This window comes from Ramlibacter sp. WS9 (assembly GCF_003797765.1).
Taxonomy (GTDB): Bacteria; Pseudomonadota; Gammaproteobacteria; order Burkholderiales; family Burkholderiaceae_C; genus Ramlibacter.
In genome coordinates this window covers 80,373-106,507 of sequence record NZ_RKMB01000017.1, presented here as the reverse complement: position 1 = coordinate 106,507, position 26,135 = coordinate 80,373, and the positions used below count along the sequence as shown (strand labels likewise).

Here is a 26,135-nt window from a genome sequence, read left to right as displayed (position 1 = left end):
ACGCTGAGACATCAGCCCGGGGGCCATCACCCGGTGCGGCCGAGTTCCTCCCACCGGTCGTGCCGGTCGCGCCGCTCCTGCCGGTAGTTGGTTACTTCCAGCCGCACGCCGTCCGGGTCGGTAAAGAACGTCGCCCAGTAGTCCGGCGCGTAGCCCGGATGCAAGCCGGCCGGCGTCGCGTCGATGCCGGCGTCTCGGAGTTGCTGCGCCACCGACTCCACGTCCGCGATGCTGTCCACACGAAAGCAGAAGTGGTGCAGACCCGCCGAGTACGGGTCGTGCGCCGCGGCCGACCGCGCGGGCCGGATGACATAGCCGAAGAGCCGGTTGTAGTACTGCACATGCGGGTCACCGCCGATCTCGAACCGGTTCTTGCGAAAGCCCAGGGCCTGCGCCAGCACCTTGTCGTAGAACGCCTCGGACCGCGCCATGTCGCTGACCGTGATGTAGATATGGTCGATGCCCGTGACTTCCGCCATGTTGCCGCGTCCTTGAAAAGTGGATGCCCATGATAGGGGCCTCGATCGAACCAAGCTGGTGCGCGTCGGGCGTCCGACCCCCGGGAAACCCCTGTTTTGGTGCGCAAGTCTTGTATACCAATGGCACGAGAACTGCTATACATTGAAACATGGCCACTTCGTCCGAAATCAGCGACCGCATCCTCGAAGCCGTGATGGCGCGCAAGCTCGAACCGGGTTCTCGCCTGGGCGAGCAGCAGCTGGCCATGCTGTTCGACTGCAGCCGTACCATCGTGCGCGAAGCGTTGACACGCCTGGCCGCGCGCGGCATCGTCACCGTCAGTGCCCGGCGCGGCTGGTATGTCGTCGAGCCTTCGCAAGATGAAGCGCGCGAGGCTTTCGAGGCCCGCCGCGTGATCGAGACGGGCCTGATCCGCAGCACCAAGAAGGTCGACAAGTCGGCCATCACCCGTTTGCGGTCCCACATCTCTCGCCAGAAAGCCGCCGTCAAGGGCACCGACATTGGCGCGCGCAGTTTCCTGCTGGGCGACTTCCACGTCTGCTTGGCCGAGTGCCTGGGCAACTCGCTGCTGGCGGAAACGCTGCGCGACTTCACCGCCCGCACTACGCTCATCGCGATGCGTTACCAGTCGCCGGAAGACGCCGCGCAATCGTGCGCCGAGCACGTCGACATCGTCGCCGCGCTCGAAGCCGGCGACCTGCGCAAGGCCGAACAGCTCATGGCTGCCCACCTGTCCACCTGGCAGGTCAAGCTGCAGATGCCCGGCGACGCCGACCCGCTGGCCAAGCTGCGCCAAGCCCTGGCCCCGCTCAAAGGCAAGGCACAAGAGTTGCATACAAGCGAATCATCCCCAGCCCGCAAAGCGCGGGCGTCCCGTTCGACCTACCTAGGAGAAGTGTTATGAAGATCAGCAAACGGCGTTTCTCGATCGCCCTGGCCGCCGCCGCGCTGGTGGCCGCCGGCGGTGCCGCGCAGGCGCAGACGGCGCTCGACGACATCATGAAGTCCAAAGAGATCAAGATCGCGATCCCCACCGACTTCCCGCCCTACGGCTTCGTCGGGACCGACCTGAAGCCGCAGGGCCTGGACATCGAGATGGCCAACTACATCGCCGGCAAGCTGGGCGTGAAGGTGGAACTGCTGTCGGTGACCTCGGCCAACCGCATCCCCTACCTGCAGACCAGGAAGGCCGACCTGGTGATTTCCACGCTGGGCAAGAATCCCGATCGCGAAAAGGTGATCGACTTCACCGCCGCCTACTCGCCTTTCTTCATCGCCGTGTTCGGCCCCAAGACTCTGGCCGTGAAATCGCCGGCCGACATGGCGGGCAAGTCGATCTCCGTCACGCGCGGCTCGGTCGACGACATGGAGCTGACCAAGGTCGCGCCGCCCACCACCGAGCTGCGCCGCTTCGAGGACAACAACTCCACCGTCTCCGCGTTCGTCGCCGGCCAGACGCAGCTGGTCGCGACCAGCGCGCAAGTGGCCGGCAACATGATGGCCAAGAATCCGCAGCTGGGTACCGAATACAAGTTCGTGCTGAAGGATTCGCCCAACTTCATCGGTGTGGGCAAGGGCGAGGACAAGCTGCGCCTGAAGGTCAACGAGATCCTGGCCGATGCCAAGAAGAACGGCGACATCGACAAGATGGCGATGAAGTGGCTCGGGCGTCCGGCCGGCGATCTGCCCAACTAATAACTCATGCGCGTCACCTTCGACTTCCTCTCCATCCTCGTCGAGTGGCGCATGCTGCTCAAGGGCGTGGTGTGGACCCTCGGCCTCACCGTCATCTCGGCCGTCATCGGGGTCGTCGTCGGCGTCGCCTGCGCCTGGGCGCGGACGTACGGAGGCGCGTGGTTGCGCACGGTCGTGGGCGTGTACGTGGAGTTGATCCGCAACACGCCCTTCATCGTCCAGCTGTTCTTCGTGTTCTTCGGCCTGCCGGCCGCGGGCGTGAAGCTCTCGCCCGAGACCGCATCGATCATCGCCATGGTGGTGAACCTGGGCGCCTATGCCGCCGAGATCATCCGCGCGGGCATCGAAGCCACGCCACGCGGCCAGATCGAAGCAGCGCTGAGCCTGGCGATGAACCGGGCCCAGATCTTCATCCGCGTGGTGCTGCCGCCGGCGCTGCGCAAAGTCTGGCCGGCGCTCGTCAGCCAGATCATCATCGTGATGCTCGGTTCGGCCGTCTGCGGACAGATTTCCACCGAGGAACTGAGTTACGCCGCCAACCTGATCCAGAGCCGCAACTTCCGCGCGTTCGAAGCCTTCCTGATCGCCACCGGCATCTATCTGGTGCTGTCGATCGCGGTGCGGCGGCTCTTGAATTGGCTCGGTCCGCGTTTTCTTTTCGGCCGCTAGGACAATATGGTCGAATTCACCGTCTGGGACATCTTCCGCAACCTGCTGCTGGCCGGCCGCTGGACCGTCGCGCTGTCGCTGATCGCCTTCATCGGCGGTGGGCTGGTGGGCCTGGCCCTTCTGATCATGCGGCTCACTCCATCGATCTGGGCCCAGCGCTTCGTGAGCGGCTACGTGCAATTGTTCCAGGGCACACCGCTGCTGATGCAGCTGTTCCTGGCGTACTTCGGCATCGCGCTCTTCGGCATCAACACTTCGCCTTGGGTGGCCGCCGCGCTGGCGTTGACGCTCTACACAAGCGCCTTCCTCACGGAAATCTGGCGCGGCTGCGTCGCATCCATCCCCAAGGGCCAGTGGGAAGCCGCGCAGAGCCTGGCGATGAACTTCGGGGAGCAGCTGCGCCACGTGGTGTTGCCGCAAGCCACGCGCATCGCGATCCCGCCCACCGTGGGATTCCTGGTGCAGGTGATCAAAGGCACGGCCCTGGCCTCGGTGATCGGCTTCATCGAATTGACCAAGGCCGGCACCATGATCACCAACGCCACGTTCAAGCCCTTCGTCGTGTACAGCTGCGTCGCGCTGCTTTACTTCGGCTTGTGTTTCCCCATCAGCTTCTACGCGAAGCAACTGGAAAGGCGCATGAATGCGGCCCATCGTTGAAATCACCGCCCTGCGCAAGTCCTTCGGGACGAACGAGGTACTCAAGGGCATCGACCTGAAAGTCGAAAGCGGCGAAGTCATCGCCATCATCGGCAAGAGCGGCTCGGGCAAGAGCACGCTGCTTCGCTGCATCAACGGCCTGGAGACGTTCCAGGATGGCGCGCTGACGGTCGACGGCAAACCCCTGCTGCACGACAGCCCCGCCGCCATGCGCGAGTTGCGCCAGCACGTGGGCATGATCTTCCAGAGCTTCAACTTGTTCCCGCATCTCTCCGTCGGCCGCAACATCATGCTGGCGCCGACGTTGGTGAAGAAGAAGGACGTGGCTGGCGCCACTGCGCTGGCGAAGAAGCTGCTGGAGCGCGTCGGCCTTGCCGAAAAGTTCGACGCGATGCCCGACCAATTGTCCGGCGGCCAGCAACAGCGCGTGGCCATCGCCCGCGCGCTGGCGATGGAACCGGCGGTGCTGCTGTGCGACGAAATCACGAGCGCGCTCGACCCGGAGCTGGTGGGCGAAGTGCTGCGCGTGGTCGAGAGCCTCGCGGTGGAAGGCATGACGTTGCTGATGGTCACGCACGAAATGAGCTTCGCGCGCAAAGTCAGCGACCGCGTGATCTTCATGCACCAGGGCCGCGTTCATGAGATGGGCCCGCCGCAGCAGTTGTTCGGCGATCCGCAGACGCCGGAGCTGAAACAGTTCCTGTCGTCGTTGCACGACTGAGTCAGGTGGCCGCACCGCGCGTGAACATCTCCAGCTTCAGCGGCCACTCGTTACCCAGCCAGTAGGCGTGCGTGGTGTGATCGGCGAGGTCATCGCCCGTCAGGCCATGCACGAAGACGTCGAGGCCGTCGCGATGCGCGTCGAGCCATGGAATCACCTTGTCGAACTCCGCCGCGCTGAATGCGAGCTGGCAGCTCCAGCGCGGGTGCGGGCCGACCTCGGTTTCGTGAACGCGCCCGACCTGCACCCTGAACAACCCACCCGCTTCGGCGACGAGCGCGCGTGCTCGCGGCACCGTCGCGGCGTCGAAATAGACGTGGGCGTGATACGCCTTGTGGATGTTTTGCGGACGGCGCGGCATGGTTTGAACCTCAGTTGTCCCAGTGCTGCTTGAACACCGGCGCGAGTGTCTCATGCGATTCGATGCGCATCAGCACGTCATGGAAAGCGGGCCGGTGCTCCCGCAGGTGCGCACGGCTTCCCGACCATCGAGACACGACCGCAGCGAGACAGTCCAGCGCACCCGGCGTGTCGCCGCAGAGGAACGGCTGGCGGGTGAACGTGTCGGCAAAGACTTCCCAGTTGCGATGCAAGTCCTTGCGTGTGCCCTGCCGGATCGCGTCCAGCGCCTTCTCGTCGGCTGCGATGGTGAATCGCTGCGGGTAGTCGATGACGGTGATGCGGCTATAGCAGTTGGCGGGGATGAAGACCAGCCCGCGTATCGCCTGCGCGCGTGCCGCTGCATCCACCGGGAGCAACAGCCCGGGGCCGGCGGCGTCGAGCCCCAGGTGGATGAGGATGGCGGCGCTCTCGGTCATCACTTGCCCGCCCGGCGTCACGAGCGTCGGGATCTGGCCCAGCGGATTGACCTTGCGCAGCTCATCCAGCGCCGAGTCCGGCTCCCACTCGGACGCCCGGACGATGCGGTACGGCAAGCGCGCCAGCTCCAGCGCCATCTCGACAGCAGCCGAGCCCGAGCCGCGGGTTCCATAGAGTGTGTACATGGCGCGATTATTTCAAAGCCGGCGCCGGCGTGCGAGCCATGCCGACAGCACGCTCAACAGGGCGAACCAGGCTCCATAGGCGACGGCAAGCAGCAGCGCCGCGATGATCCAGAACGCGGCATCGGGTGATTCTGTGCGTACTCGAAGCAGCAGCCCACCGAGTGGCAGGTACCTGTCGACGTGCGGACCCACCCATGGCGTCAGCAACGCGCAGGCCATCGCAAGCCACCAGCGATGAAATCGCAAGGCGATCATCCACCCGCTTTCGCCGCCGCGATCTTCGCCAGCTGCGCCTCGCGCCTCGCCAGGCTCTCGGCAGGCCAGTATTCGTTGCGGTCGTAGTACTCGGCCACGGCTGGCGTGCCCGGAGGCAGCATCACCCAAGGCTGCTTGGTCCCGGTGAAGATGTGGATGTCCGGCGGCAGGTGGTCAGGCTCATCCAGCGTGCCGACGCGCACGAAGCGAACGGAAGGGCCGGCGCCCGAATAGTTGCTCCACACTGCGATGCGGCACTTTGGACAGCGCGCGATTTTCTGGCCCTGGCCGCTGGCCGAGGGCGTGTCGACCACTTCGGGCTCCTCGCCCAGCAACGTGACGCGGTCGGCCTCGATCATCGCGTTCAGCGCGAACGACGCGCCGGTCTCCCGCTGGCACCACCGGCAGTGGCAGCAGTTCACGAAGAGAGGGCGCGTCTCCATCCGGTAGCGCACGGTTTTGCAGTCGCAACCGCCTTCCAGCGGGAAGATCGATGCCATGGCCAGGCTCCTTCAGGCCGCCTTGGCGTCGCGGTAGAGGAAGGCCACCAGCGCACCCAACACCAGCTGGAGAATGCTGTCGAACACGATCTGCTTGACCACGTGCGCGCCGGGCATGGGTTGCACCACGTAGTAGATGAGGTACATGGGCACCGACGTCAGCAGTGCGACCGCCAGACCGAAACGCAGGCCCTGCGTCAGCCAGGGCTTGGCCTCGGCGCCGCGCGAGTAGATCCACACGAAGGCGCCGGACAGGATAACGTGCGCGAAGATCATCAGCGGGAAGTACTTCTGCGCGTCCGCCTCCGGGCGGAACAGATTCGGCAGCGCCGCGTAGTCCGCATGGAGCAGTACGCCATGGACGACGAAGCTGCCCGCCATCCAGGCGACGAAGACAGCCACCCAGGCGATCACGAATTTCTTGTTCATTACCAGTCACCTCGTGATGAAAAAGCCGTGCCGAACAGCGCGCAGTGTAGGTGGAAGGCGCTATCCGGGCAATGCCCAGCCCGCCGCGGGCAAGTGTCGGTCAGACTCCAAAGCAACCTTCGGGTACAGGATGTGTGTTCGGAGCGGTCCAAGCGTTAGCTTGTTTCGTTGTACTGTTCGTGTATGGCGAAGCTGATAGTGTGAGGTTCAAGAGGGCTAGCCGGATCGCCAAGGACTGCTCCAATTTGATAGCAAACGCGCGTCAGATGGCGCTGTTGGCTAAATACGTCCTTGTACGAAAACTCCGCCCAGAAGTAGTAGAACTTCTTTCCCTCCCTTATGGCGATGAGTGTTTCGTCTGTTGCCGAAATGCCGTGTCCTCCCCACTCTGCGAGCATCTCAGGGCCCAAGTTCAGTGGTCTCGGTGGTGTCAGATAGGAGAACTCAAAGTCTTCGGGAATCGGGCTATCCCTAAGGACCGAGTTGAAGGACATTCGCATGTCCACCGTGTGTGTTCGCCCAGCATTTTTTACCGCGGGATGAAATGACCACCAAAACTTCCCAGGTCTGTCCGTGTCTCCATGCCAATAGTAAGTAACTCTTGTCGGCACAACAATTGCCCGCTCCAGCTTTTCCAGCGCCTCTCGTGCAACGTCGGCACTGGATTTCGCGGCATCAGCGGCCGTCTTGGCATCCCGCAAGTTCTCGCGCATATAGCGAAGTTGCTTGTAGAACAGAAAGACTTGACCAAGTGCAGTCAGAAACGCCAAGCCAGTAAACAGCGCGGTCAAGCCATTTATTCGGATTGCCAAGGTATCGTTCGCTGATTTGTCCCTATTCTCCTTCTCTTCGCGTTGTGTTTCCTTCTCGCTCGGCCTGGTGACGATCAATCCTTCTATGAAAATCGGTGCGTTCTTGGTGCCGATCGGCTGATCGTTAGCCTGACTCCCACTCGTGAAATTGCCTAGTGGATGCGCAGAGTTTTTGGAGGCCCCGCTTCGCGGTTCCGATGATGCAACGGCACCCACGCAAAGCAGCGCTATCGCGATTCCTAGCACGGTTCGCATCCCTTACTCCGACAGTTGTAACGTCCTGATTTTGCTCTGATATCGACATCGCCTCAGCGCGCGGCAAAATGGACCTATGCGAAACATCTCTGCCTTTCTCCTGCTGGCCGCCGCACTGGCCCTGCCCGCTTTCGCGTTCGACCTCCAAGGCCACCGCGGCACGCGCGGCAACGCGCCGGAGAACACCCTTCCGGCGTTCGAGCGGGCGCTGGAGATCGGCGTCACCACGCTGGAGCTGGACGTGGGTGTGACGGCCGACGGTCTGGTCGTCATCGCGCATGATCCGCACCTCAATCCGGCGATCACGCGCGACGCAGCCGGCCAATGGCTGCCGGGTACCAAAGGCCCGCTGCTTCGGTCGCTGACGTTCTCGCAACTGCAGGCGTATGACATCGGCCGTGTCAATCCCGAATCGGCCTACGCCAAAACCTTCGACTCGCAGCAGCCCCGCGACGGCACGCGCATGCCCACGTTGGCGGCCCTGTTCGAACGCGTCAAGGCGCTGGGCGCCAAGGACGTGCGCTTCAACATCGAGACCAAGATCAACCCGTCGCAGCCGGGCGACACGCTGGGCCCCGAGGAAATGACGCGCGCGCTGCTGAAGGTGGTGAGCGAAGCAGGCATGGCATCGCGCGTGACGATCCAGAGCTTCGACTGGCGCACGCTCAAGCTGGTGCAGCAGCTCGCGCCGGCGATCCCCACCGTTTACCTCTCGGTACAGACCGCCAACAACGACAACCTGCAGTCGGGCGAATGGACGGCCGGCCTGAAGTTCGCGGATTTCGGCAGTGCGCCCAAGATGGTCAAGGCCGCCGGCGGCGCCGTGTGGTCGCCCAATGGCGGCGCGGTCACGGAGCCGCTCGTCAAGGAAGCCCAGTCGCTGGGCTTGAAGGTGATTCCCTGGACCATCAACAACCCCGCCGACATGGAACGGCTGATCGGCTGGGGCGTGGACGGCATCATCACCGATTATCCCGACCGTCTGCGCACCGTGATGCGGGCACGCGGCATGGCGCTGCCGGCGCCCATCGCGAAAAACTGACCCATGCAGGAACTCGACACCCTGCAAACCACGCTGGACCGGTTGCGCCGCGGCGAGGTGGGTGCGCAGGCCTTCTGCGCGCAGGCACGCGACCACGAGGCACTGCTGCAAGCGCTGCCACCGGCCTACCGCCAGGTACTGGACGACCTGCTGGACCGCCTGGAATCCAGCGCCCTTTTCAGTGGGGAGAGCTGCTCGTTCAGCCAGGACGGCATGCTGGACAACCTGCAACTCTGGATCACCAAGGCCCGGGCCAAGCTCCCGGCGCAATGACCGTGGCGGTGATGCGTGGCAACGGCAGTGCGGCGTTCATCGTGCCCCGGCCGTCGGATGGCAGGCGCAGGCTTCGCCGTGCGCCGCCGCCACCAGTTCCTGCAGGATGCCGCACTCATGGCGGGCGTGGTCCGCGTCGCAGCTGTCTCGCAAGCCCACCAGCTGCCGCTCGAGCGCGCGCAGGCTCTTCAGCCGGGCACGCACCCGCAGCAGCTGCGACGCGATGAGCGCGTCGATGTCGCCGCTTTCGTCGCGCGCGCCGCCAACGAAGTCCAGCAGGCGCTTGACATCGGCCAGAGGAATATCCAGGGCGCGGCAATGCCGCACGAAGGCGAGCCGTTCGAGATGCCCGTCGCCATAGCTGCGATAGCCGTTGCCCTCGCGCGCGGGCGCGGGGAGCAAGCCCGCCTTCTCGTAGTAACGGATGGTGTCCACGTCGACGCCCGTCGCGCGGCTCAGGTCACTGATCTTCATGGCGCCATCCTAAGCCGCTTGACCCTGGAGCGGCTCCAGGGTTTCCAATAGCCCTGAAGGAAACAGGAAACACATGTCCGCCCATTGCCATCATGACCACGACGATCACAGCCACGGCCACCATCACGCCACGGGCGACCCATCCGCCCCCGGCTACCGCAAGGTGCTCTGGATCGCGCTGGCCGTCAATGCGCTGATGTTCGCGATCGAGATCGCCGCGGGGTTGCGATCCGGCTCCGTGTCGCTGCTGGCCGACGCCATCGATTTCTTCGGCGATGCGGCGAACTACGCCGTCACGCTGGCCGTGCTCAGCCTGGCAGCAGTGTGGCGCGCCCGCGCAGCACTCGTCAAGGCAGTGAGCATGCTGGCCTTCGGGTGCTTCGTACTGGGCAAGACGGTGTGGGCGGCGACGCAGGGCGTCGCGCCCGAGGCTCTGACGATGGGGGTAGTGGGTGCGATGGCGCTCGCCGCAAACCTCGGCGTGGCGGGGCTGCTTTACGCCTGGCGCGAGGGTGACGCCAATATGCGCGGCGTGTGGCTGTGCACCCGCAACGATGCGATCGGCAATGTGGCGGTGATGCTGGCGGCGCTGGGAGTGTTCGGCACCGGCACGCCGTGGCCCGATTTGGGCGTGGCGGCGGTGATGGCGGGGCTGGCGCTCAGTGCGGGCTGGTCGGTTTTCGGCCAGGCCCGCAAGGAACTCGCCCGGGGTACTTAGCGCAGTATCTTGCCGAGCAGCATGCCCACCACGAACGCGCCGGCCACGGTGCTCAGGGGGTGTGCCTTGATGTGCTCGCGGGCATAGCTGCCGTACTCTTCCTGCATCGACATCACGCGTTCGCTGCCCGTGGCAACCGTGTGTTCGAGCTTGTCCACGGTCTCGTGGGCCTTTTGCGCCACACGGTGGACCACGTTGGCGTTGCCATTCAGGGTGGCCGTGACGCCGGGGCCGTTCATGCTGGTCATGCTGTCGCTGGTTTCTGTGTTCATGGTGTGCTTCCTCTGGGGCGTGTCGAATGATCCGCCGGCGGCGCCGACGAGACACTCACTGTAGGAAGCTCGGCACGGGAAAGCTGTCGGCGGACCGCGGGGTCCACCTGTAGGACTTGTCCTGCCGCCTGAACAACTCAGCGCAGGTTGCCGGTGTGCCCGAGTGAATAGCGGCCCGGCTGCGGCCACACGGTCAGGCCGTGCGGCTCACGGCCGACCTTGATCTTCACCATGGCGCCATTCGACGTGTCGATGCGATAGACCTCGTCGTCGTAGCGGCCGGACAGCCACAGCCATTTGCCGTCGTTGCTGACGTTGCCCATGTCCGGGCTGCCGCCGCCGGGGACGAACCAGGTGGCGGCGACCTTCTCGGTCGCGAACTCGATCACCGTCACGCTGCCCTTGCCGGACTTGCCGCCACGGATCTTGTTGCTACCGCGGTTGGCCACGTAGAGGAATTTTCCGTCACGGCTCGGGTACAGCCCGTGCGTGCCGACGCCCGTCGGAATGAAGCCGACCTGGCGGAACGACTCGAAGTCGACGATGTGCACACCGTCCGCAACCATGTCGGCGATGTAGAACCGCTTGCCGTCGGGCGAGGCGCGCACGTCCTGCGGCATGCCCAACAGGCTGCCCCGCGCCGGCGCGCCACCGTGCGAGTGGCCCATCGCGTGCATCTGCTTGTCGCGCTTGGCGGCTTCCTGCTCGAGCTTCTCCTGCACGCCCGGCATATCGAACTTGGGCGAAAGCCGAATCGTGCCGATCACCTTGCGGTTGACCATGTCGATTTTGGACACCGCACCGCCGAACTCGCAGGTGAAGAGGGCGAAGCGGCCATCGATGGAGAAATCGGCATGGTTGATGCCCGCGCACTCCGGCGTGGGAATCGAGAACTCCAGCTTCATCGTCTTGGGGTCGCGGAAATCCAGCCGCATGTAGGCCTCGGCGACCACGATGGCGTACTTGCCATCGGGTGACCAGTACAGGTTGTACGGGTCGTCCACGGGGATGCTCGGGCCCGTCTTGCCCGTCTTGGGGTCGATCGGCGTCAGGCTGCCGTCCTTGCGGCCTTCGGCGTTGTTGGCCACCCACAGCGTCTGCAGGTCCCACGAAGGCACCACGTGCTGCGGGTCGATGCCGACCTTCAGCGTGTCCACCACCTTCATGGTGGCCGGGTCGATCACCGACACCGTGCGGCTGCTGCGGTTAGGCACGTAGACACGCTCCAGCGCGCCCACGACGGCAGGCGCGAGGCGTCCCGCGACCGTTTCGCTGTAAAGGTTGTTGCGATCCACTACGGGCGGCATGCCCGGGATGGTGACGATGGCCGGCGCCGACGCAGGCTTCGCCGCCGCGGATGCGGGCCTGGCCACCGCCGAACCCGGCTTGACGGGCGCCGATGCCGGCTGCGCGCCTGCTTGCCACGCGCTGCCTGCCAGCGCCATCGCCGCGGCCAGCGCCGCCATCCTGTTACTGCCCACTTTCATTCCATTCACTCCTTGTTTGCGGCCGGCTTGCGCACGGCGATGGCCTGCCGGATGGCAGCCGTTGTCTTGTCGATGACGATGTCCACGCCCACTTGCCCCAGCGCGGCGCTGGAGGCGCCCGGATCGCCTCCCAATCCGAGAGCCGGCGAGGCGGCGTCGGCTGCCTTCAGGCGGTCGGCCCGAACGCGCGAGGCGTCGATCGCCATCATGAGCGAAGTATCGGCGACGCCGGCGTGAGTGCCGCCCGGCTGGCCGTCAATGCCACGGGCGCGCAGCGACTGCGCAAAATCCGTTGTCGCGGCCTCGTAGTAGGCCGCGATGTAATGCGCGCGAGCCGGGCCCGACGCCCATTCGCGGTTCAGCCGTTGGGCCACGTTCTTGAGCTGCTCCTGGTAATTGCCGGAATCGCCTACCAAGACGATGTCCAGGAATCCGTGCTGCTTCAGGCTGCGCGCGGCGCCCGCCAGCACCGCCGCGAAAGCGTCTTCCGGCACCGAAATCGTCCCGGGAAAGCGCATGTGGCCGGTGGGCGGCGAGATGCGGCCCTCCGGCACGTAAGCCAGCACCGGCGCCACCAGCGTATGGCCGAGCTTGGCTGCGATGCGCGCCGATAGCGCCCCGGCGCGCACGTTGTGCTTGCCCAATGCCATGTGCGGCCCGTTCTGCTCTGTGCCGCCCACGGGAATGATCACCGTCGTCGTGCCCGCGCGCAGGCCGTCGCGCACCTCGGTCCAGGTGAGGTCGTCGAGTTGGAGGCTGGCAGCGCGGGCCGGGAGAGCCGCAAGGGTCATCAGCCCGGCCAGGACGATCCCGGCGCAAGCAGTGCGTTTTGGCATGGTGGCGAATTATTCCAGATGGAGGCGCCGCGCCGGCGATCCGGGACCCCGATAAAATACCCTGACCGGGAAAGGCTGCCCGTAACGAGCCGGCAGCACAGGAAGTTCGTGAGGTACGTGGATGAATGACAAGAGCTGGCGTGTTCAGCTGGGTGACGAACATTGGGCGCGGTTTACGTATGCCCGCACGGAAGGAAGCGACTTTCGCTTGCTGGGAAGCGTCGCCCGCAACGCACAGGTCGGCGCCTTGGCCGAAACGGCCGATGGGCAGTACCTGCAAGTCAATGGCGACCACGTGACGCCCCTCGCCACCGGCCAGGTGAAGAGGGCCATCGACGCTGCCCGCCGCACGGCGCCGCGCGCGCCACTTCGCCGGGAGGCTCATCCCGCGCCGGCCCCCGTCGTGATCATCAAACGGCGCCGCCGCGTGCCAGAGGCCGGGCGCAGTACCTGACCCTGCCGCCCGCACCCGGCATCTGAGCGCCGGGCGGTGACTAGCGGCTGGTTTTGGCGAGCTCGACCAGAAACTCCGCCACGCCCAGCGATCGGGGGTTCGATCCAGCCATGGACCCGGAGGTGAGCCACCTTCCGTCGACACCGAGCGAGGGCGTTCCCTCCACCCCATAGCCGTTGGTCAGGGCAAAGGCCTGCTTGACCTTGCCCGCGACCGAGAACGACTTCATCGTGTCGATGAACGCCGTCGGATCCACGCCGTTCTTTGCGACGAACGCTGCAATCTCCTGCGGGGATTTCAACTGGTCGCGGCTGGCGTGGACGGCTTCAAATACTTTCCGGTGCAGCCGCTCCACCAGGCCCATCGCTTCGATCGCCCAATAGATCTCGTTGTGGACGACCAGTTCCTCGCGAAAAGCGACAGGGATGCGCCGGAACGCGACGCCGGCCGGAAGCTGCTTTTGCCAGGCGTCCAGCGCGGGTTCGAAGTCGTGACAGTGATGGCAGCTGTACGCGAAGAACTCCAGCACCTCCACTTGCCGCGGATCGCGGGTGGGCTGCTTCGGCGACACCACCTGGTAATGCTTGCCCTCCACGGGCTGGCCCTGCGCCGCGGCGGGAAACCCCGCGGCCAGAAGTGACGAGGCGGCGAAGAGCGAGAAGCGGCGGCGGCTGGGCATGGCGAGGCGAGCGGTGAAGCGTTGCGATGGTGTGAGCAGTCTAAGGGCATCGCATAATGAATTCATGGTCCGTTCCTCCGTGTCACCGTCTCGCAAGCCCCACCGCACCGGCGCCATCACCGACGTGGCCGGCATCGAAGTCGGGCATTTCACGGATACGCGCCGGCCGACGGGCTGCACCGTCGTCATTGCGCGCGAAGGCGCGGTCGCCGGCGTCGATGTGCGCGGCGCGGCGCCCGGCACGCGCGAAACCGACCTGCTCTCGCCCACGAACCTCGTCGATCGCGTGCACGGCATCCTGCTGGCCGGCGGCAGCGCCTGGGGCCTGGACGCCGCCACCGGCGTCGTGCGCTGGCTCGAAGAGCAGGGCGTGGGCTTCCCGGTCGGGCCGGTGCGCCTCCCCATCGTGCCGGGCGCCGTTCTGTTCGACCTGCTGGTCGGCGACGCGACGATCCGCCCCGATGCGGATGCCGGTTACCGCGCGTGTGAACTCGCGTCGGCCAAAGCCCCTGCGGAAGGAAACGTGGGTGCCGGCACGGGCGCTGCCATCGGGAAGATATTCGGCATCGAGCGTGGCATGAAGGGCGGCATCGGCACCGCATCGGTCACGGTCGATGGCGTCACGGTCGGCGCCTTGATTGCCTGCAACGCGCTCGGGGATGTGATCGATCCGGACACGGCGCTGCCGATCGCCGGCGCGCGCACCCGCAACGGCAAAGCGCTTCTCGACTCGCGCCGCGCGCTCCTGCGCGGTGAGCCGCCCAAGCCGCACCTGGCGGGCACCAACACCACCATCGGGGTGATCGCCACCGATGCCGTGATCACCAAGGCGCAGGCTTGCCGCCTGGCCACCATGGGCCACGACGGGCTGGCGCGCAGCATCAACCCGGTGCACACGATGTCGGATGGGGACACCCTGTTCGCATTGGGCACCGGCCGCGCAGGCAAGTCGCTGGGCATGATGGTGCTGGGCACGATGGCGGCAGAAGCCGTGGCGCTGGCGGTGGTTCGCGCAGTGCGCGCCGCGCAAGGAATCACCATCGGCAAGCTGCGCCTGCCTGCCGCCGGCGACCTGTGACCCCGCACGTGCCCCAAACGATCCGCTACACGCTGCTGTCGCTGCGCGACCTGTTCATTTCCGTCGGGCCGGTTGCCCTGCTGGCCATTGGCCTGCTCGTGCTGGCCTACATCTGGCTGGACCCGACACCACCCAAGCGCGTGACGGTGGCGACCGGCCCGGCGCAAAGCGCCTACGACGAGTTCGGCAGGCGCTACCGGAAAGCGCTGGCGACCAACGGCATCGAGGTCGTGCTGCTGCAAAGCCAGGGCTCCTCCGACAACCTGCGGCTGCTGCGCGAAGGCAAGGCCGATCTCGGGTTCGTGCAAGGCGGCACCAACGAGCGCGCTGCCACCGACGAGAGCGGCCTCGAATCGCTCGGCAGCCTGTTCGTCGAGCCGGTGTGGCTGTTCTACCGCGAGGACTCGGCGCGCAAGGTCACGGCCACCAAAACACTCACGGCGCTCACGCAGTTCCAGGGGCTGCACCTGAACGTGGGTACGGCGGGCAGCGGCGTGCCCAGCCTCATGGACAAACTGTTCGAAGCGAACAACATCGACAAGTCCCGCATCAAGGTCTCGCAGCTGGAGCAGACGCCGGCCACCGTGGCCTTCCTCGCCGGGGAAATGGATGCCATCGTCTTCGCTTCGGCGCCCGAATCGCTGATGGTGCAGATGCTGCTGCAGACGCCGGGTGTGCGGCTGATGGACTTCGCGCAGAGCGAGGCTTACTCGCGCCGCTTCCCGTTCCTCACGCCCGTAGTGCTGCCGCGTGGCGTGGTCGACCTGGCGCGCGACCTGCCGCCCACGGACCTGCGCCTGGTCGCGACCACCACGGCGCTTTTGACGCGCGAAACCACGCACCCTGCCCTGCTGCAGTTGTTCACGCAGGCCGCCCGCGACGTGCACAGCCCCGCCGGCTGGTTCAATCGCGCCGCGGCGTTCCCGACCATCGAGCACAGCGAATACCCGGTGTCGCGCGAGGCCGCACGCGCCATCAAGGGCGGCCAGCCCTTCCTGCAGCGCTACCTTTCCTTCTGGCTGGCGAACCTGGTCGAGCGCATGTGGCTGGCGCTGGGCATCATCATCGCCATATTGCTGCCGCTGTCGCGCATCGTGCCGCCGCTGTACGCGTTCCGCATCCGCTCGCGCGTGTTCCGCTGGTACGGGCAACTGAGCGCGATCGAACAGCAAATGGAGGCCGAAGGCGGCGACCCCAAGAACTTCGCGAAAGAGCTGGACGCGCTGGAAGAAAAAGTCGGCGGCATCACCGTGCCGCTGTCGTATGCCGACGAACTCTATGCGCTGCGCAACAATATCAACATGGTGCGCAGGCGCCTGGAGCGGCGCACTGCTTAGTCACGCCGCAGGCAGCTATTCGTCGAGCAGGCCGCCCTTGTAGAAGCTCCAGGCCGTGCCGTCGTGCAGGTAGAAGTAGCCGTCCGCGCAGCCGTCCTTGCCCGGGAAGAATTCGCGATAGGCCTTGGGCACCAGGCGTTCGAGTTGCTCGTCGGACAACTCGTCGAACTCCTCGGGGGAGATCGCGCTGCCGACGCGGAGTCTTCTTTTTTCCATGATCGGAATGTTAGCGCCCGGCCGCCGGATCGCTATTCGAGCCGCAGAAGGTGAAGCTTGGCTTTGACGCCAGCCCAGGCTTCGTGGTCTGGCAAAGCGGGCTTCGACCGGTTGATCGGCTTCCAGCCGGGGTGATTCGCCAACCGCTCGTTGAGTTCGACGAACGCCCGTTGGCCTTCCGCGATCTCGTCCGCATTGACGATGGCGTCGACCGGGCACTCGGGAACGCAGACCGAGCAGTCTATGCACTCCGAAGGGTTGATGACCAGGAAGTTCGGCCCTTCCACAAAGCAGTCCATCGGGCAGACATCGACACAGTCGGTGTGCTTGCACTGGATGCAGGATTCGGTGACGACGAATGGCACCGGTCACTTGCCCTTCTTCTGCCGGTCGAACTTGCGCCAATACTGGAACTCATCCTCGTGATGCTCGATGTCCAGCTCCGACACCCGAACTTGCAGCCGCTCCTGCACATCCGCCACCGCCTGGTTGTAGACGAGCGGTCCGATCTCTTCGAGGAAGTAGCCCAGCAGCGCACCGGCAGCGATATTGCCGATCTTTTCCTCCATGTTCTCCAGGAAGTAGCGCTCGATGGAGGCAATGGCTTCCTTGCGCGCTTCCTTTGATATTTCGATGGTCATCTCGCGTGTGTCCTCGCTTCGATCACTTGGGGCTCAGCATGGCACAGCCTGGACGGCGGAACCGACCACTTGGAGCCAGGCGTTGACCAGCCGTGTGGTGATCCTGGCGCGGTTCATGACCACGTCGGCGAGGAACACCGCCGCCAGCCCGAGATAGCCCGCATACGCGAGCCCCAGGTACTGGCTGTACACAATGGTGTGCAGCCAGTTCTGGTTGAAGATGTAGATGCCTCCTGTCAGCGCTACCGCCCCTGTTAGCACGACCGCCGGCAACAACAGCTGCAGGGCCGCCCCCTTTCGGAAAAACGTCACCAGCCAAAGCAGGGCGAACGCCGCGGCATTGGATCCCGTGAACACCCGAAATTCCTTCATCAGGTTCGAGGCTACCGAGGCATACGCGGATTCGATGAGACCCGCCAGCCGCTCGCGCACCTGGCCCAGCTGTGTGATGCGCGCTTCCTGCGCCCCTGTCGCCGCTGCCGCCATCCGCTTCCGGCACTCGCAGTCCGCATTCAGCATGGCGGTCACCACTTCAGCCACCTTCCGGGGGATGCCCGCAGCCAGTTCTCGCTTCGCGTCTTCGAGTTCGGCGTCGGTCTTGCCCAGAGCTCTCTGGCCCAAGCTCACGATCCGAGCGGCCGAGAGGCTCTCGATCTTCTCGCCCACCCTGCGTTCTACCTCAATCCGGATGACTTCGCGCGCGCCCCGCTCTACCAGCAGAGGGTTCAGGAAAGAGGTGACGAAAGCGGCGCCGAACACCACGGCGCCGAGCAGAGCCAGCGTGAGGAGAACACCGCGCATATCGACTCGACCCCTTCTCACTGATCAACCAACATACGGTCCCTTGACCTCGCCCCAGCCCCACTTCGGCATGGGAGCGTCGGCGTTCACCTCCGCGCCGGGCTGCGAGTTGATCACCGCCAGCCGCGAGCCCCACTCCAGGTAGCCGACCAGCGCCGAGCGGAATTCCGGATCGTCGGGCATGCCCAGCTCGTCGGCCGTTTCGAGGAGCAATGACACCCAGCGCCGACGCTTGTCCTGCGTCAGATGGCGGTTCAGGTGCTGCCGGATCATGTGCGGATGGCCGCCATGTGCCTCCGAGTAGGCCGTCGGCCCACCGAGCACCTCCGCCAAAAAGGCGGCCACATGCGCTGCGTGGCCCGCGTCCATGTGCGCGAACACCGGCGCCAGCAGGGCGTCGTCGTTCACATGCTCGTAAAAGCGCGTCGTCAGGCGGTTCAGCGCGTCGATGCCGCCGAGCCATTCGTAGAGAGTAGGCGTCTGTTCTTGCATGAGTTTCAGATTTCAGCTGGAGCTTTTGTCGCGGTGCTTGTCAAACCGCATGTTGCCACCGCAGGCCATAAGGCAATTCCGGCGGCCCGAAAAGAAAATGCAGCACCCGCCGCATGCTCGATCCCGTCGACTTCGACGAGGCGTGCAGCAAAAGCGGCCGCAACACCAACGCGTCGCCCACGTCGACCGCGCAGGTGACGGCGCCCCGCGCGGCGCGCACTTCGGCCGCGGCTCCTGGCGCGATTGCGCCCAACATATGGGACCGCGGAACCACCTGCAGCGGGCCGTCCACCTCGGTGCACGCGTCGAGGTGAATGCGTACGGCGACCAGGCTTTCGAGCACCGCCACGGGAGGCTGAACGAAAAGTTCGCCCTCCTTCTCGGACCATCCGCGCAGGACGGCCGAATCGACTCGCTCGGCCACCGGAACGCTCAGGTCCTGGTGGATGGGCACCAACCAGTTGTGCGAGGCCGATTTCGAAAAGTAGGTGCACTGCGCTGCCACATGGCCGGTCGGAACGAGTCCGGCAAATTTGGGGCTCTCACCAAGGCGCGCCGCAAGCGACCGGCACCAACCCTGGGCGAGAAGCCGCCGGCTGCCGACGCCCGTTGAAACCGCATTCGCGACCTCGATCGCCAGGCCGTTGCATTCGGCGGGCGACAAAGCACCCGCAACCACGGTGAAACCTTGGTCGGCAAGTTCAGTTGCGCTCAAAGTCTGATGTCCAGGCTGTTGCGCAACGCCGCCTGCGCGACCGCGTCGAGCGCGCCGTCAACCACTGCCTCGCGGGAGATGACACGCAGGGTGCCGTTCTGCAGCATCTTGTCGAGCAGCCGCCGCGTCATCGAGTGCGTCTTGCCCGCGGCATTGGCGAACATGAACAGCGTGGCGTGCGGGCTGGCCCACGTGACCTGGTAGCGCGCCCAGCCGCCGTCGATCATCATCTCGACCCAGGCGCCCGGCGGCAGGCCGGCTTCGGTCACGACGGGCGTCAGCGCGCCGGGTCGCGTGTCCCATGCAGCGGGCTGCGTTTCCTGGAACAGGGGCCGGGGCGCGATCGACTGATGCGTCGGCAGGAACCCCGATTGCTGCGCCTCGGTCGGGCCGAGCCACGGGCCGGGCGTACTGTCCTCGTCGCCCAGCATCGCTTCGAGTTCCTCCCTCGTCATGGTGGTGGAAAGCGACACAGGCCGGCCGGGTTGCGCCGCGGCGTTCATGGCCTGGTCGTGCGCACCGGCCAGATGGGCGAGGAAGCGCTGTGCGGCGGGCGCAGGGTAGTCGATGGTGGCCAGGCCGTGGCGCAGTTTTTCCATCAGCTGCGGCGCCAGCCTGGCAAGCCGCGCGGTGTTGGCCGATGCGACGCGCGGCTGTGCGCTCCACACCAGGTCGGCGACCGCTGAGGCGAATCCGCCCGGGTCGGGCGAACCGGTGTCGTCACCTAGCCTTGCTTGGGCAAGCACCTGCGACCACGGCCCGGTGATGAACGCGCCGATCTCGCGCGGCGCGCCCGCAACGTCGGCACGGCCGCGCATTTCCTTGGCGATCTTTTCCGCGAGCAGGTTGCGCTGCTCGGCTTGCAGCAACGTGCGCACCGCCTTCTCGCGGTAGTGGCGGTCGCGCTGCTGCAGATCGCCCCACGCCTCTTCGAGCGATGTGACCGCGAAGTCGAAAGGCTCCGCGCCTTCGATGTGCGTCGACAGCAGCACTTCGACCGCCTGCTGGAGCGGTTCGATGAAGGCCGCGAAACCGGGCGCCCCGACCGACTCCCACGCGAGGCTGCGCTGGGTCATCTGCTCCAGCATCCTGCGCGCGGGGTGCCGGCGGTCGCTGAAGAACCGCGGGTCGCCCAGCGCCAGCCGCTCCAGCGCGGGCTGCAACTCGCGCACCAACTGCTGCACCGGTGGCAACAACCGTGCGTCGGCTGCGATGTTCTCGACCATCAGCGCGACGACCTCCTGGCCCAACGCCTGGGCCAGGCCCCGCGGGCCGTGGGCCGAGACGTCGCGCTGCTGCAGCCGCTTCATCACCTGGTCGGCCTGTTTCATCTCCTGCAGCGCCTCAAGCGCCGCGGGCATTGTCATCGGGAACTCGGGCGACGTGGCCGAGGGCTCGACGGGAGGTGCAGCGGGCGCGCCGTCCAACTCACCGGTGAGCAGGCCACGCAATTCCTTGACGTTGAGCAGCCCGCCGCGCTGGCCCACGGCCCTGTCCGCGCGCCATTCCTGAATGGCCTCGTCCTTTTCGGGCGTGGGCGTGGCTGTGAAGCCGGCACCCACTACGCCGTGCGAGCGAAGGATCACGCACAATTCCTGGTAGGCCCTCGCCAACTCCTGGGGCAGCGCCTCCCCGAGAAACTGGATCCACCGGTTTCTCATACCCGCCGGCACCGGGCTTTGCAGCACGACAGTCCGCAGGCTGCGCACGTAGACTTCCGGGCGCAACGGGTTGCGCTCGGCCTGCACGCTGCGCAGGCCCTGTACCGCGCAGACGAGGGCGTTGAGCTCGGCCAGTTCAGCCTCGACCTCGACCAGCACCATCTGCTGCAAGCGCAGCAGATCGACGCTTTCCTGCATCTGGTCGTCGCCCATCAGCTCGAGCGAATCGAAGCTCAGCACGCCCGTCTTGCGGGTGTCTCCGGAAATGGCATGGGCGAACTCGGCCAGCAGCGCCTGCGGATACGCTTCGCACAGGGCGCCTTCATGCTTGAGCAAGGTGCGCGCCGCCTCACCCAGCAGCTTGCGCTCGCGCTCGTCCGGGTGCGTGGCCGCGCGCTGCGGCATGGCCATGGCGGCGCGGCGGACCAGTCGCTGCATCAGGCCGCGCCCCTGGGCGGCGGCCTCTTTCATGCACGTGCGATAGAGGGCCTGGTAGGTAGTGTTCTGGGGCGCCGCGGACATGGATGACTCTCCCTGGGCCACAGCATATGCGATGCAGGCCGCAAACCCAAGCCAGACCGCTCAACCCGCCCCGGCTTCCACCGCCCCCGCTCGCAGTCAGCGGCCGCTTCGCGGTCCGCCTGCACTGCGAGCACTTAAAAGCGCCCGAAGGTGCGCTATTTAAGGGCCTTGTATCTCATCCGGTGAGGCCGCGCCCCTTCTTCGCCCAGGCGCTTGACCTTGTCGGCCTCGTACTCCTGGTAGTTGCCGTTGAAGAACGTCCATTGCGAATCGCCTTCCGCCGCGAGGATGTGCGTGGCGATCCGGTCCAGGAACCACCGATCGTGGCTGATCACCATGACGCTGCCCGCGAATTCCAGCAGCGCGTCTTCCAGCGCGCGCAGCGTTTCCACGTCGAGGTCGTTCGACGGCTCGTCAAGCATCAGCACGTTGCCGCCGGCAATCAGCGTCTTGGCCAGGTGCAGGCGCCCGCGTTCGCCGCCCGATAGGGTGCCGACGCGCTTTTGCTGGTCGCCGCCATTGAAGTTGAACCGGCCGCAATAGGCGCGGCTGGCCATCTGGAACTTGCCCACGGTGAGGATGTCGAGGCCACCCGACACGTCTTCCCACACGGTCTTCTGGTTTTCCAGCTCGTCGCGGTGCTGGTCGACGAAGGCCATCTTGACGGTCGAGCCGATCACGACCTCGCCCGAATCCGGCTTTTCCTTGCCGGCGATCAGCTTGAACAGCGTCGATTTGCCGGCGCCGTTCGGCCCGATGATGCCGACGATGGCGCCGGGCGGCACCGTGAAGCTCAGGTTGTCGATGAGCACGCGGTCGCCGAAGGACTTGGTGACGTTGTGGAACTCGATCACCTGCTGGCCCAGGCGCTCGGCCACGGGGATGAAGATCTCCTGCGTCTCGTTGCGCTTCTGGTATTCGACGTCGGACAGTTCCTCGAAGCGGGCCAGGCGCGACTTGCTCTTGGCCTGACGCGCCTTCGGGTTCTGGCGCGACCATTCCAATTCCTTCTTCAGCGCCTTGAAGTGGGCCTCTTCGGTCTTCTGCTCCTGCGCCAGGCGCTCGCCCTTCTGTTCCAGCCACGTGCTGTAGTTGCCCTTCCAGGGGATGCCGTTGCCGCGGTCCAGCTCCAGGATCCATTCGGCGGCGTTATCGAGGAAGTACCGGTCGTGAGTGATCGCGACGACGGTGCCGGAAAAACGGGTGAGAAAAACTTCCAGCCACTCGACCGATTCGGCATCCAGGTGGTTGGTGGGTTCGTCGAGCAGAAGCATGTCGGGTTTGGACAGCAGCAGGCGGCACAACGCGACGCGGCGCTTTTCGCCGCCGGACAGCACGCCGATTACCGCGTCCCAGGGCGGCAGGCGCAATGCGTCGGCGGCAATTTCCAGCTGATGCTCTGAATCGGTCCCCGACGTGGCGATGATCGCTTCCAGCCGCGCCTGTTCGGCCGCCAGCGCGTCGAAATCGGCGTCGGGCTCGGCATAGGCGGCGTAAACCTCTTCGAGCTTGGCCTTGGCGGCGAAGACCTCGCCCATGGCCTCTTCCACGCTCTCGCGCACCGTGTGCTCGGGGTTGAGCTTGGGCTCCTGAGGCAGGTAGCCGATGTTCAGGCCGGGCATGGGCGTGGCCTCGCCCTCGTATTCCTTGTCGACGCCGGCCATGATCTTGAGCAGCGTGGACTTGCCCGAGCCGTTCAGGCCCAGCATGCCGATCTTGGCGCCGGGGAAGAAGGACAGGGAGATGTCCTTGAGGATGTGTCGCTTCGGCGGGACGATCTTGCCGACGCGGTTCATGGTGAAGACGTACTGGGCCATGGGGATTTCTTTAAAGGGGGAGCTGCGGGTGCAAACCCTCGATTATCGGGGGGATGCGGGATTGTCACGTATTACCCCCTCTCCCTCTGGGAGAGGGCGGGGGTGAGGGCCGGCAAGGGATGCCCTCACCCTGACCCTCTCCCAGAGGGAGAGGGCATGAAGCTCAGTTCTTCCCGTCCAGGCTGTTCTTCAGCGCGGCCTTGGCGACCTGGTCGAGTGCTTCGTCCACCACGTTGCGCTCGGCAATCACCTTGATGAGGCCCTGCGCGCGCAACCTGTCCATGGTGCGGCGCGACATCGAATGCGCGGTGCCCGCCTGCGACGTGAACATGAACAGCGTCGCGTGCGGGCTGGCCCATGTCAGCTGGGCCCGGATCCATTTGTTGTTGACGATGAGCTCGACCCAGGTGCCGGTCTTCATGTCGTTGGCGCGGGCCGGGCCGCTCGGCTCCTCCATCATGGCCTCAGGGCTGGCCACGTGCTCGGGCTTCAGGGCCCCGCTGTCCAGGTAGCCGGAATCCACGGACTCCTGCTTGTCCAGCCACAGTTCGGCCTCGGCACCCATGCTGTCGCTGAATTCCGATTCCTGCGCCTCCACCGCATCGGCGGCGGCCTGGCTGATCGCGTCGCGGCCCTCGTGCACGGCGGCCCGGTGGATGGTGATGAGGCTGTTGAAGAAACGGGCCGTCAGTTCCGGCGGGTATTCGATGCGGTTCAGGCCTTCCCGCAGCTTGGCCAGCAGGCCGGGAATCATTTGCACAAGGCGCTTGGCGCGCCCGCGCGTGGCAGTGCTCTTTTGCACGCTCCAGATCAGGTCATCGACCAATGCCCGGTAGCCATACGGGTCGTCCGAACCGTCGGCGCAGCTGAGCTGGGCCTCGGCCACGACCTGGGCCCAGGAATTGCGCAGGAAGTCCGCCACGAAATCGGCAACGTCCAGGCCCTCGGTTTGCGTGGCGAAGTCGGTAGCGAGCTTCTGCGCCAGCAGGTTGCGCTGTTCGGCGTGCAGCAACGCGCGCGCGGCCTCTTCCCGGCGGTGCTTGAGGACGACGTCGTGCGCGCTCCACTGTTCATGCAGGTGGTCCATCAACTCGCCGAAAGTTTCGGCGTCGATCACCTTGCTGCCCAGCCACTTCACGGCCCCTTCCACGGTCACGAGAAAGCGGCCCCAGCCCGGATCGCTTTCGCTGGAATAAGCCAGGCTGCGCTGCGTGATGCGGTCCAGGAACTGGCGGGCGGGATGCGTGCGGTCGCTGAAAAAGCGCGAGTCCTGTTCTGCCAGCTTCAGCACACCCGGCTCGATTGCCTTGAGCTGCGCCTTGAAGGCGGACAGGAGCCGCTTGTCGGCGGTCAGGTTGTCGAACATGAGGCGCACGACTTCCTTGCCCAGCTGCGTGCCGAGCCGGGGTGCGGGCTCTTCCTGCGCCTTGTTGTCGGGCTCCAGCAGCATGTCGACGGCCTGGACCGGCGGTGCGGCCTTCGGCCGGGCCTCCAGCTTTTGCACGAGCACGTCGACCTGCTTCATCTCCTGAAGCATCGACATCGACGCGGGCATGGTATGGAGAAAATCCCGGGGCGCGGCCTTGGCATCGAAATCGCCATGCAGGAGCTTGCGCAAGCGGTCCAGCGTCAGCAGCGTCTTGGCCATGGAGTCGGCCACGGGCGCGCCCGCGGCGCCTGTGCCCTTCTGCACCTTTCCGCCGACAGGCACCGCAGGCTCGAGCCCGGTGGAGCGAAGCCATTCCGACAACTCGCGATAGAGCTTGCGCAGGTTCGAGCCCAAGAGGCCCGCCGCGGGGGTGATGAGGGCTTCGCGAACCGAGGTGTCCGGCACATGCTCCAGCAGCGTCGTCTGCAACGCCCGCACGAAGACTTCCGGTCGCAACGGGTTCAGGCCCGGCTGGATGGTCCGCCAGCCCAGCAAGGTACTGACGAGCGCATCCAGCGAAGGCAGGACGTCGTCGACGGCGAGGGACACTTCCTGCTGGGCGCGGGCCACCTCGATGCTCTGGTCCAGCTCGTCGTCCTCGAACAGGCGCAGGTCCTCGAAACGCAGCAACTCGGCGTGGACCTGCTCTTTGCCGCCGCCTTCGTACACCAGGCGGGTGAGCTCGGCGCGGTACGTGGCGGTGACGGCGACGGAATTGCCGGCGAGGTTCTGGATCGCCATCTTGGTGCCGGTTTGCTGAAAGCCGACGATACGGCGCGGGCTGTTGGGCGACGTCGCGGCCATCAGCCCCTCGAGCATGTCCGTGACGAGGACGTCGGCCTGTTGCAGCATGGCCTCCAGGCAGTCGTTGAGCGACGGCTGGAATGCGGTGGGGTCGTCGGAGACGCCGAGTCGTAGCTTCAGCAGGGTGGCCATGGTACTTTTTTAAGGCAAATCGATTATCTCCGCTCCCTGCGACGGCGCCAGTTTTTTCCAGGCACGCCCTCTCTCCGCGCGGGGCAAATGAGACATGGATCGAGGCATGGGTCGGTATTTGCCCTAGTTGAGCACTATTTGTCAATCATCCGTAAGCAATGGTAACCATGCTGACCATGTGACACAAACAACCCGCGCGAGGTCAACATGCTTTACGTCAAAACCGACGCCGGCCGTGGCGAAATGCAGGGCCGCGCCCATCCCCTGACCCCTTCCCAGCGGCAGGTCCTGATCCTGTGCGATGGTGAACGCCACCTGGAGGACCTGCTGGACATGATGCCGGTGCATAGCTGCAAGCCGGCGCTCGATCACCTGATCGCCGCCGGCTTGGTGGTGTTGCGTGACGCGGCCGAGAAGGTCAAACCGGTTGAAGTCGAACTGAGCGAATCGGACCGCTATCGCGCCGTCGTCGAACTCGCCACCTCGATGGCGGCGGACCTCGGATTCACGGCCCGCATCAAGGCGCAGTTGCAGATCGAGAAAGCGCAGTCGATGCAGGACCTGACCGATGTCGTCGACCTGTTGTGCAAGCACCTCAAGGCCACGCCGCTGATGGCGCTGCGCCTGAACAAGCTGAAGCAACTGGTGCATGCGTGAAGCGCGCCGCACGGGCCGGATGGGCGCTGCTCCCCACGCTCATCCGCGATCCATGCGACAATAGACCCTGTTGCGGACTCCAGTTGCCCGCAACCTCAGCGATTCGCTGGGGACGAAG

Annotated in this window: 33 protein-coding genes; 12 read left to right on the top strand and 21 right to left on the bottom strand. The window is 65.5% G+C overall.

Annotation, left to right across the window (positions count from 1 at the left end; translation table 11 throughout):
• Positions 1-26 precede the first annotated feature (26 nt).
• Complete coding sequence (locus tag EEB15_RS22610) at positions 27-479, bottom strand: VOC family protein (protein WP_141512203.1); 453 nt, start codon at positions 477-479, stop codon at positions 27-29.
• Between the two features lie 149 nt (positions 480-628).
• On the opposite strand from EEB15_RS22610, the gene EEB15_RS22605 reads away from it, so the two are divergent.
• The 5 genes from EEB15_RS22605 to EEB15_RS22585 are packed head-to-tail and all read left to right on the top strand — an operon-like array spanning position 629 to position 4,225.
• Positions 629-1,384, top strand: a complete 756-nt coding sequence (locus EEB15_RS22605) for a GntR family transcriptional regulator (protein ID WP_141512202.1) — start codon at positions 629-631, stop codon at positions 1,382-1,384.
• Positions 1,381-2,175 (top strand): transporter substrate-binding domain-containing protein, encoded by a 795-nt coding sequence (locus EEB15_RS22600; RefSeq protein ID WP_141512201.1) that lies wholly within the window; start codon positions 1,381-1,383, stop codon positions 2,173-2,175. Before EEB15_RS22605 ends, EEB15_RS22600 begins: the two co-directional genes overlap by 4 nt.
• A 6-nt stretch (positions 2,176-2,181) precedes the next feature.
• Positions 2,182-2,844: an amino acid ABC transporter permease gene (locus EEB15_RS22595; RefSeq protein WP_141512200.1), complete on the top strand. Its 663-nt coding sequence runs from the start codon at positions 2,182-2,184 to the stop codon at positions 2,842-2,844.
• Positions 2,845-2,850: 6 nt separating this feature from the next.
• On the top strand, positions 2,851-3,504 hold the full coding sequence (locus tag EEB15_RS22590; protein ID WP_141512199.1) for an amino acid ABC transporter permease: 654 nt from the start codon (positions 2,851-2,853) through the stop codon (positions 3,502-3,504).
• A complete protein-coding gene (locus tag EEB15_RS22585; protein ID WP_141512198.1) occupies positions 3,488-4,225 on the top strand; it encodes an amino acid ABC transporter ATP-binding protein in 738 nt (245 codons plus the stop codon). The genes EEB15_RS22590 and EEB15_RS22585 overlap by 17 nt, the downstream gene beginning before the upstream one ends.
• A gap of 1 nt (position 4,226) precedes the next feature.
• Here EEB15_RS22585 and EEB15_RS22580 read toward each other — a convergent pair whose 3' ends face one another.
• The 6 genes from EEB15_RS22580 to EEB15_RS22555 form a co-directional block, all read right to left on the bottom strand.
• The gene (locus tag EEB15_RS22580) at positions 4,227-4,586 is read right to left on the bottom strand and encodes a DOPA 4,5-dioxygenase family protein (protein ID WP_141512197.1); all 360 of its coding nucleotides are present in this window, start codon (positions 4,584-4,586) and stop codon (positions 4,227-4,229) included.
• 10 nt (positions 4,587-4,596) lie between these two features.
• Positions 4,597-5,229: a glutathione S-transferase family protein gene (locus tag EEB15_RS22575; protein ID WP_141512196.1), complete on the bottom strand. Its 633-nt coding sequence runs from the start codon at positions 5,227-5,229 to the stop codon at positions 4,597-4,599.
• 12 nt (positions 5,230-5,241) lie between these two features.
• Positions 5,242-5,484 carry a hypothetical protein gene (locus tag EEB15_RS22570; RefSeq protein WP_141512195.1) on the bottom strand — a complete coding sequence of 81 codons (243 nt, stop codon included), beginning with the start codon at positions 5,482-5,484 and terminating at the stop codon, positions 5,242-5,244.
• Positions 5,481-5,984, bottom strand: a complete 504-nt coding sequence (locus EEB15_RS22565) for a GFA family protein (protein WP_141512194.1) — start codon at positions 5,982-5,984, stop codon at positions 5,481-5,483. The genes EEB15_RS22570 and EEB15_RS22565 overlap by 4 nt, the downstream gene beginning before the upstream one ends.
• 12 nt (positions 5,985-5,996) lie before the next feature.
• The gene (locus EEB15_RS22560; RefSeq protein WP_141512193.1) at positions 5,997-6,413 is read right to left on the bottom strand and encodes a hypothetical protein; all 417 of its coding nucleotides are present in this window, start codon (positions 6,411-6,413) and stop codon (positions 5,997-5,999) included.
• Positions 6,414-6,568: 155 nt separating this feature from the next.
• Complete coding sequence (locus tag EEB15_RS22555) at positions 6,569-7,480, bottom strand: hypothetical protein (RefSeq protein ID WP_141512192.1); 912 nt, start codon at positions 7,478-7,480, stop codon at positions 6,569-6,571.
• Between the two features lie 76 nt (positions 7,481-7,556).
• Here EEB15_RS22555 and EEB15_RS22550 point away from each other — a divergent pair, with 76 nt between their 5' ends.
• Positions 7,557-8,522 carry a glycerophosphodiester phosphodiesterase gene (locus tag EEB15_RS22550; protein WP_141512191.1) on the top strand — a complete coding sequence of 322 codons (966 nt, stop codon included), beginning with the start codon at positions 7,557-7,559 and terminating at the stop codon, positions 8,520-8,522.
• A gap of 3 nt (positions 8,523-8,525) precedes the next feature.
• Complete coding sequence (locus EEB15_RS22545) at positions 8,526-8,795, top strand: hypothetical protein (RefSeq protein WP_141512190.1); 270 nt, start codon at positions 8,526-8,528, stop codon at positions 8,793-8,795.
• Between the two features lie 36 nt (positions 8,796-8,831).
• Here the strand turns inward: EEB15_RS22545 and EEB15_RS22540 are convergent, their stop codons facing one another.
• A complete protein-coding gene (locus EEB15_RS22540) occupies positions 8,832-9,269 on the bottom strand; it encodes a Cd(II)/Pb(II)-responsive transcriptional regulator (protein ID WP_141512189.1) in 438 nt (145 codons plus the stop codon).
• A 73-nt stretch (positions 9,270-9,342) separates the two neighbouring features.
• Between EEB15_RS22540 and EEB15_RS22535 the strand changes: the two genes are divergently transcribed.
• Positions 9,343-9,987, top strand: coding sequence for a cation transporter (locus tag EEB15_RS22535; RefSeq protein ID WP_141512188.1), 645 nt, complete (start codon positions 9,343-9,345; stop codon positions 9,985-9,987).
• Here the strand turns inward: EEB15_RS22535 and EEB15_RS22530 are convergent.
• The 3 genes from EEB15_RS22530 to EEB15_RS22520 form a co-directional block, all read right to left on the bottom strand.
• The gene (locus EEB15_RS22530) at positions 9,984-10,259 is read right to left on the bottom strand and encodes a hypothetical protein (RefSeq protein WP_141512187.1); all 276 of its coding nucleotides are present in this window, start codon (positions 10,257-10,259) and stop codon (positions 9,984-9,986) included. The two genes, EEB15_RS22535 and EEB15_RS22530, sit on opposite strands and share 4 nt — an antisense overlap.
• Positions 10,260-10,396: 137 nt before the next feature.
• Positions 10,397-11,746 carry a hypothetical protein gene (locus tag EEB15_RS22525; protein ID WP_370283817.1) on the bottom strand — a complete coding sequence of 450 codons (1,350 nt, stop codon included), beginning with the start codon at positions 11,744-11,746 and terminating at the stop codon, positions 10,397-10,399.
• A 5-nt stretch (positions 11,747-11,751) separates the two neighbouring features.
• Entirely contained in the window at positions 11,752-12,582 is an 831-nt protein-coding gene (locus EEB15_RS22520; protein WP_233259582.1) for a creatininase family protein, read from the bottom strand.
• A gap of 121 nt (positions 12,583-12,703) precedes the next feature.
• On the opposite strand from EEB15_RS22520, the gene EEB15_RS22515 reads away from it, so the two are divergent.
• Positions 12,704-13,036 carry a hypothetical protein gene (locus EEB15_RS22515; RefSeq protein ID WP_141512186.1) on the top strand — a complete coding sequence of 111 codons (333 nt, stop codon included), beginning with the start codon at positions 12,704-12,706 and terminating at the stop codon, positions 13,034-13,036.
• A gap of 40 nt (positions 13,037-13,076) precedes the next feature.
• Here EEB15_RS22515 and EEB15_RS22510 read toward each other — a convergent pair whose 3' ends face one another.
• Positions 13,077-13,781, bottom strand: a complete 705-nt coding sequence (locus EEB15_RS22510) for a thiol:disulfide interchange protein DsbA/DsbL (protein ID WP_158290196.1) — start codon at positions 13,779-13,781, stop codon at positions 13,077-13,079.
• On the opposite strand from EEB15_RS22510, the gene EEB15_RS22505 reads away from it, so the two are divergent.
• Both EEB15_RS22505 and EEB15_RS22500 read left to right on the top strand, forming a co-directional pair.
• Positions 13,780-14,793, top strand: a complete 1,014-nt coding sequence (locus EEB15_RS22505) for a P1 family peptidase (protein WP_141512184.1) — start codon at positions 13,780-13,782, stop codon at positions 14,791-14,793. The genes EEB15_RS22510 and EEB15_RS22505 overlap by 2 nt on opposite strands.
• An 8-nt stretch (positions 14,794-14,801) precedes the next feature.
• On the top strand, positions 14,802-16,130 hold the full coding sequence (locus EEB15_RS22500) for a TAXI family TRAP transporter solute-binding subunit (protein WP_141512183.1): 1,329 nt from the start codon (positions 14,802-14,804) through the stop codon (positions 16,128-16,130).
• Between the two features lie 15 nt (positions 16,131-16,145).
• Here EEB15_RS22500 and EEB15_RS22495 read toward each other — a convergent pair whose 3' ends face one another.
• From EEB15_RS22495 to EEB15_RS22455, 9 genes are all read right to left on the bottom strand, one after another.
• Positions 16,146-16,346: a hypothetical protein gene (locus tag EEB15_RS22495; RefSeq protein WP_141512182.1), complete on the bottom strand. Its 201-nt coding sequence runs from the start codon at positions 16,344-16,346 to the stop codon at positions 16,146-16,148.
• 32 nt (positions 16,347-16,378) lie between these two features.
• Positions 16,379-16,711 carry a ferredoxin FdxA gene (gene fdxA, locus EEB15_RS22490; RefSeq protein ID WP_141512181.1) on the bottom strand — a complete coding sequence of 111 codons (333 nt, stop codon included), beginning with the start codon at positions 16,709-16,711 and terminating at the stop codon, positions 16,379-16,381.
• A 3-nt stretch (positions 16,712-16,714) separates the two neighbouring features.
• Positions 16,715-16,987 (bottom strand): DUF2164 domain-containing protein, encoded by a 273-nt coding sequence (locus EEB15_RS22485; protein ID WP_141512180.1) that lies wholly within the window; start codon positions 16,985-16,987, stop codon positions 16,715-16,717.
• 33 nt (positions 16,988-17,020) lie between these two features.
• Positions 17,021-17,788 (bottom strand): hypothetical protein, encoded by a 768-nt coding sequence (locus EEB15_RS22480; RefSeq protein WP_141512179.1) that lies wholly within the window; start codon positions 17,786-17,788, stop codon positions 17,021-17,023.
• 24 nt (positions 17,789-17,812) lie between these two features.
• Complete coding sequence (locus EEB15_RS22475) at positions 17,813-18,280, bottom strand: group II truncated hemoglobin (protein WP_141512178.1); 468 nt, start codon at positions 18,278-18,280, stop codon at positions 17,813-17,815.
• A 40-nt stretch (positions 18,281-18,320) separates the two neighbouring features.
• Positions 18,321-18,995, bottom strand: a complete 675-nt coding sequence (locus EEB15_RS22470; protein WP_141512177.1) for a phytanoyl-CoA dioxygenase family protein — start codon at positions 18,993-18,995, stop codon at positions 18,321-18,323.
• Positions 18,992-21,178: a DUF1631 family protein gene (locus tag EEB15_RS22465; RefSeq protein ID WP_141512176.1), complete on the bottom strand. Its 2,187-nt coding sequence runs from the start codon at positions 21,176-21,178 to the stop codon at positions 18,992-18,994. The genes EEB15_RS22470 and EEB15_RS22465 overlap by 4 nt, the downstream gene beginning before the upstream one ends.
• Positions 21,179-21,333: 155 nt before the next feature.
• Positions 21,334-22,995, bottom strand: coding sequence for an energy-dependent translational throttle protein EttA (gene ettA / locus EEB15_RS22460; protein WP_141512175.1), 1,662 nt, complete (start codon positions 22,993-22,995; stop codon positions 21,334-21,336).
• A 163-nt stretch (positions 22,996-23,158) separates the two neighbouring features.
• Positions 23,159-25,360, bottom strand: coding sequence for a DUF1631 family protein (locus tag EEB15_RS22455; RefSeq protein ID WP_141512174.1), 2,202 nt, complete (start codon positions 25,358-25,360; stop codon positions 23,159-23,161).
• A gap of 207 nt (positions 25,361-25,567) precedes the next feature.
• Here EEB15_RS22455 and EEB15_RS22450 point away from each other — a divergent pair, with 207 nt between their 5' ends.
• Positions 25,568-26,017 carry a hypothetical protein gene (locus EEB15_RS22450; RefSeq protein ID WP_141512173.1) on the top strand — a complete coding sequence of 150 codons (450 nt, stop codon included), beginning with the start codon at positions 25,568-25,570 and terminating at the stop codon, positions 26,015-26,017.
• The last annotated feature ends 118 nt before the right edge of the window (positions 26,018-26,135 follow it).

Coding starts and splice junctions, on each gene's coding strand:
- EEB15_RS22605 (WP_141512202.1), top strand. CDS start 629: ATGGCCACTTCGTCCGAAATCAGCGACCGCATCCTCGAAGCCGTGATG.
- EEB15_RS22575 (WP_141512196.1), bottom strand. CDS start 5,229: ATGTACACACTCTATGGAACCCGCGGCTCGGGCTCGGCTGCTGTCGAG.
- EEB15_RS22495 (WP_141512182.1), bottom strand. CDS start 16,346: ATGGAAAAAAGAAGACTCCGCGTCGGCAGCGCGATCTCCCCCGAGGAG.
- EEB15_RS22600 (WP_141512201.1), top strand. CDS start 1,381: ATGAAGATCAGCAAACGGCGTTTCTCGATCGCCCTGGCCGCCGCCGCG.
- EEB15_RS22480 (WP_141512179.1), bottom strand. CDS start 17,788: ATGCGCGGTGTTCTCCTCACGCTGGCTCTGCTCGGCGCCGTGGTGTTC.
- EEB15_RS22485 (WP_141512180.1), bottom strand. CDS start 16,987: ATGACCATCGAAATATCAAAGGAAGCGCGCAAGGAAGCCATTGCCTCC.
- EEB15_RS22560 (WP_141512193.1), bottom strand. CDS start 6,413: ATGAACAAGAAATTCGTGATCGCCTGGGTGGCTGTCTTCGTCGCCTGG.
- EEB15_RS22610 (WP_141512203.1), bottom strand. CDS start 479: ATGGCGGAAGTCACGGGCATCGACCATATCTACATCACGGTCAGCGAC.
- EEB15_RS22550 (WP_141512191.1), top strand. CDS start 7,557: ATGCGAAACATCTCTGCCTTTCTCCTGCTGGCCGCCGCACTGGCCCTG.
- EEB15_RS22585 (WP_141512198.1), top strand. CDS start 3,488: ATGCGGCCCATCGTTGAAATCACCGCCCTGCGCAAGTCCTTCGGGACG.
- EEB15_RS22565 (WP_141512194.1), bottom strand. CDS start 5,984: ATGGCATCGATCTTCCCGCTGGAAGGCGGTTGCGACTGCAAAACCGTG.
- EEB15_RS22595 (WP_141512200.1), top strand. CDS start 2,182: ATGCGCGTCACCTTCGACTTCCTCTCCATCCTCGTCGAGTGGCGCATG.
- EEB15_RS22525 (WP_370283817.1), bottom strand. CDS start 11,746: ATGAAAGTGGGCAGTAACAGGATGGCGGCGCTGGCCGCGGCGATGGCG.
- EEB15_RS22510 (WP_158290196.1), bottom strand. CDS start 13,781: ATGAATTCATTATGCGATGCCCTTAGACTGCTCACACCATCGCAACGC.
- EEB15_RS22580 (WP_141512197.1), bottom strand. CDS start 4,586: ATGCCGCGCCGTCCGCAAAACATCCACAAGGCGTATCACGCCCACGTC.
- EEB15_RS22590 (WP_141512199.1), top strand. CDS start 2,851: ATGGTCGAATTCACCGTCTGGGACATCTTCCGCAACCTGCTGCTGGCC.
- EEB15_RS22520 (WP_233259582.1), bottom strand. CDS start 12,582: ATGCCAAAACGCACTGCTTGCGCCGGGATCGTCCTGGCCGGGCTGATG.
- EEB15_RS22545 (WP_141512190.1), top strand. CDS start 8,526: ATGCAGGAACTCGACACCCTGCAAACCACGCTGGACCGGTTGCGCCGC.
- EEB15_RS22530 (WP_141512187.1), bottom strand. CDS start 10,259: ATGAACACAGAAACCAGCGACAGCATGACCAGCATGAACGGCCCCGGC.
- EEB15_RS22505 (WP_141512184.1), top strand. CDS start 13,780: ATGGTCCGTTCCTCCGTGTCACCGTCTCGCAAGCCCCACCGCACCGGC.
- EEB15_RS22455 (WP_141512174.1), bottom strand. CDS start 25,360: ATGGCCACCCTGCTGAAGCTACGACTCGGCGTCTCCGACGACCCCACC.
- EEB15_RS22450 (WP_141512173.1), top strand. CDS start 25,568: ATGCTTTACGTCAAAACCGACGCCGGCCGTGGCGAAATGCAGGGCCGC.
- EEB15_RS22465 (WP_141512176.1), bottom strand. CDS start 21,178: ATGTCCGCGGCGCCCCAGAACACTACCTACCAGGCCCTCTATCGCACG.
- ettA (WP_141512175.1), bottom strand. CDS start 22,995: ATGGCCCAGTACGTCTTCACCATGAACCGCGTCGGCAAGATCGTCCCG.
- EEB15_RS22515 (WP_141512186.1), top strand. CDS start 12,704: ATGAATGACAAGAGCTGGCGTGTTCAGCTGGGTGACGAACATTGGGCG.
- EEB15_RS22535 (WP_141512188.1), top strand. CDS start 9,343: ATGTCCGCCCATTGCCATCATGACCACGACGATCACAGCCACGGCCAC.
- EEB15_RS22540 (WP_141512189.1), bottom strand. CDS start 9,269: ATGAAGATCAGTGACCTGAGCCGCGCGACGGGCGTCGACGTGGACACC.
- EEB15_RS22555 (WP_141512192.1), bottom strand. CDS start 7,480: ATGCGAACCGTGCTAGGAATCGCGATAGCGCTGCTTTGCGTGGGTGCC.
- EEB15_RS22475 (WP_141512178.1), bottom strand. CDS start 18,280: ATGCAAGAACAGACGCCTACTCTCTACGAATGGCTCGGCGGCATCGAC.
- EEB15_RS22570 (WP_141512195.1), bottom strand. CDS start 5,484: ATGATCGCCTTGCGATTTCATCGCTGGTGGCTTGCGATGGCCTGCGCG.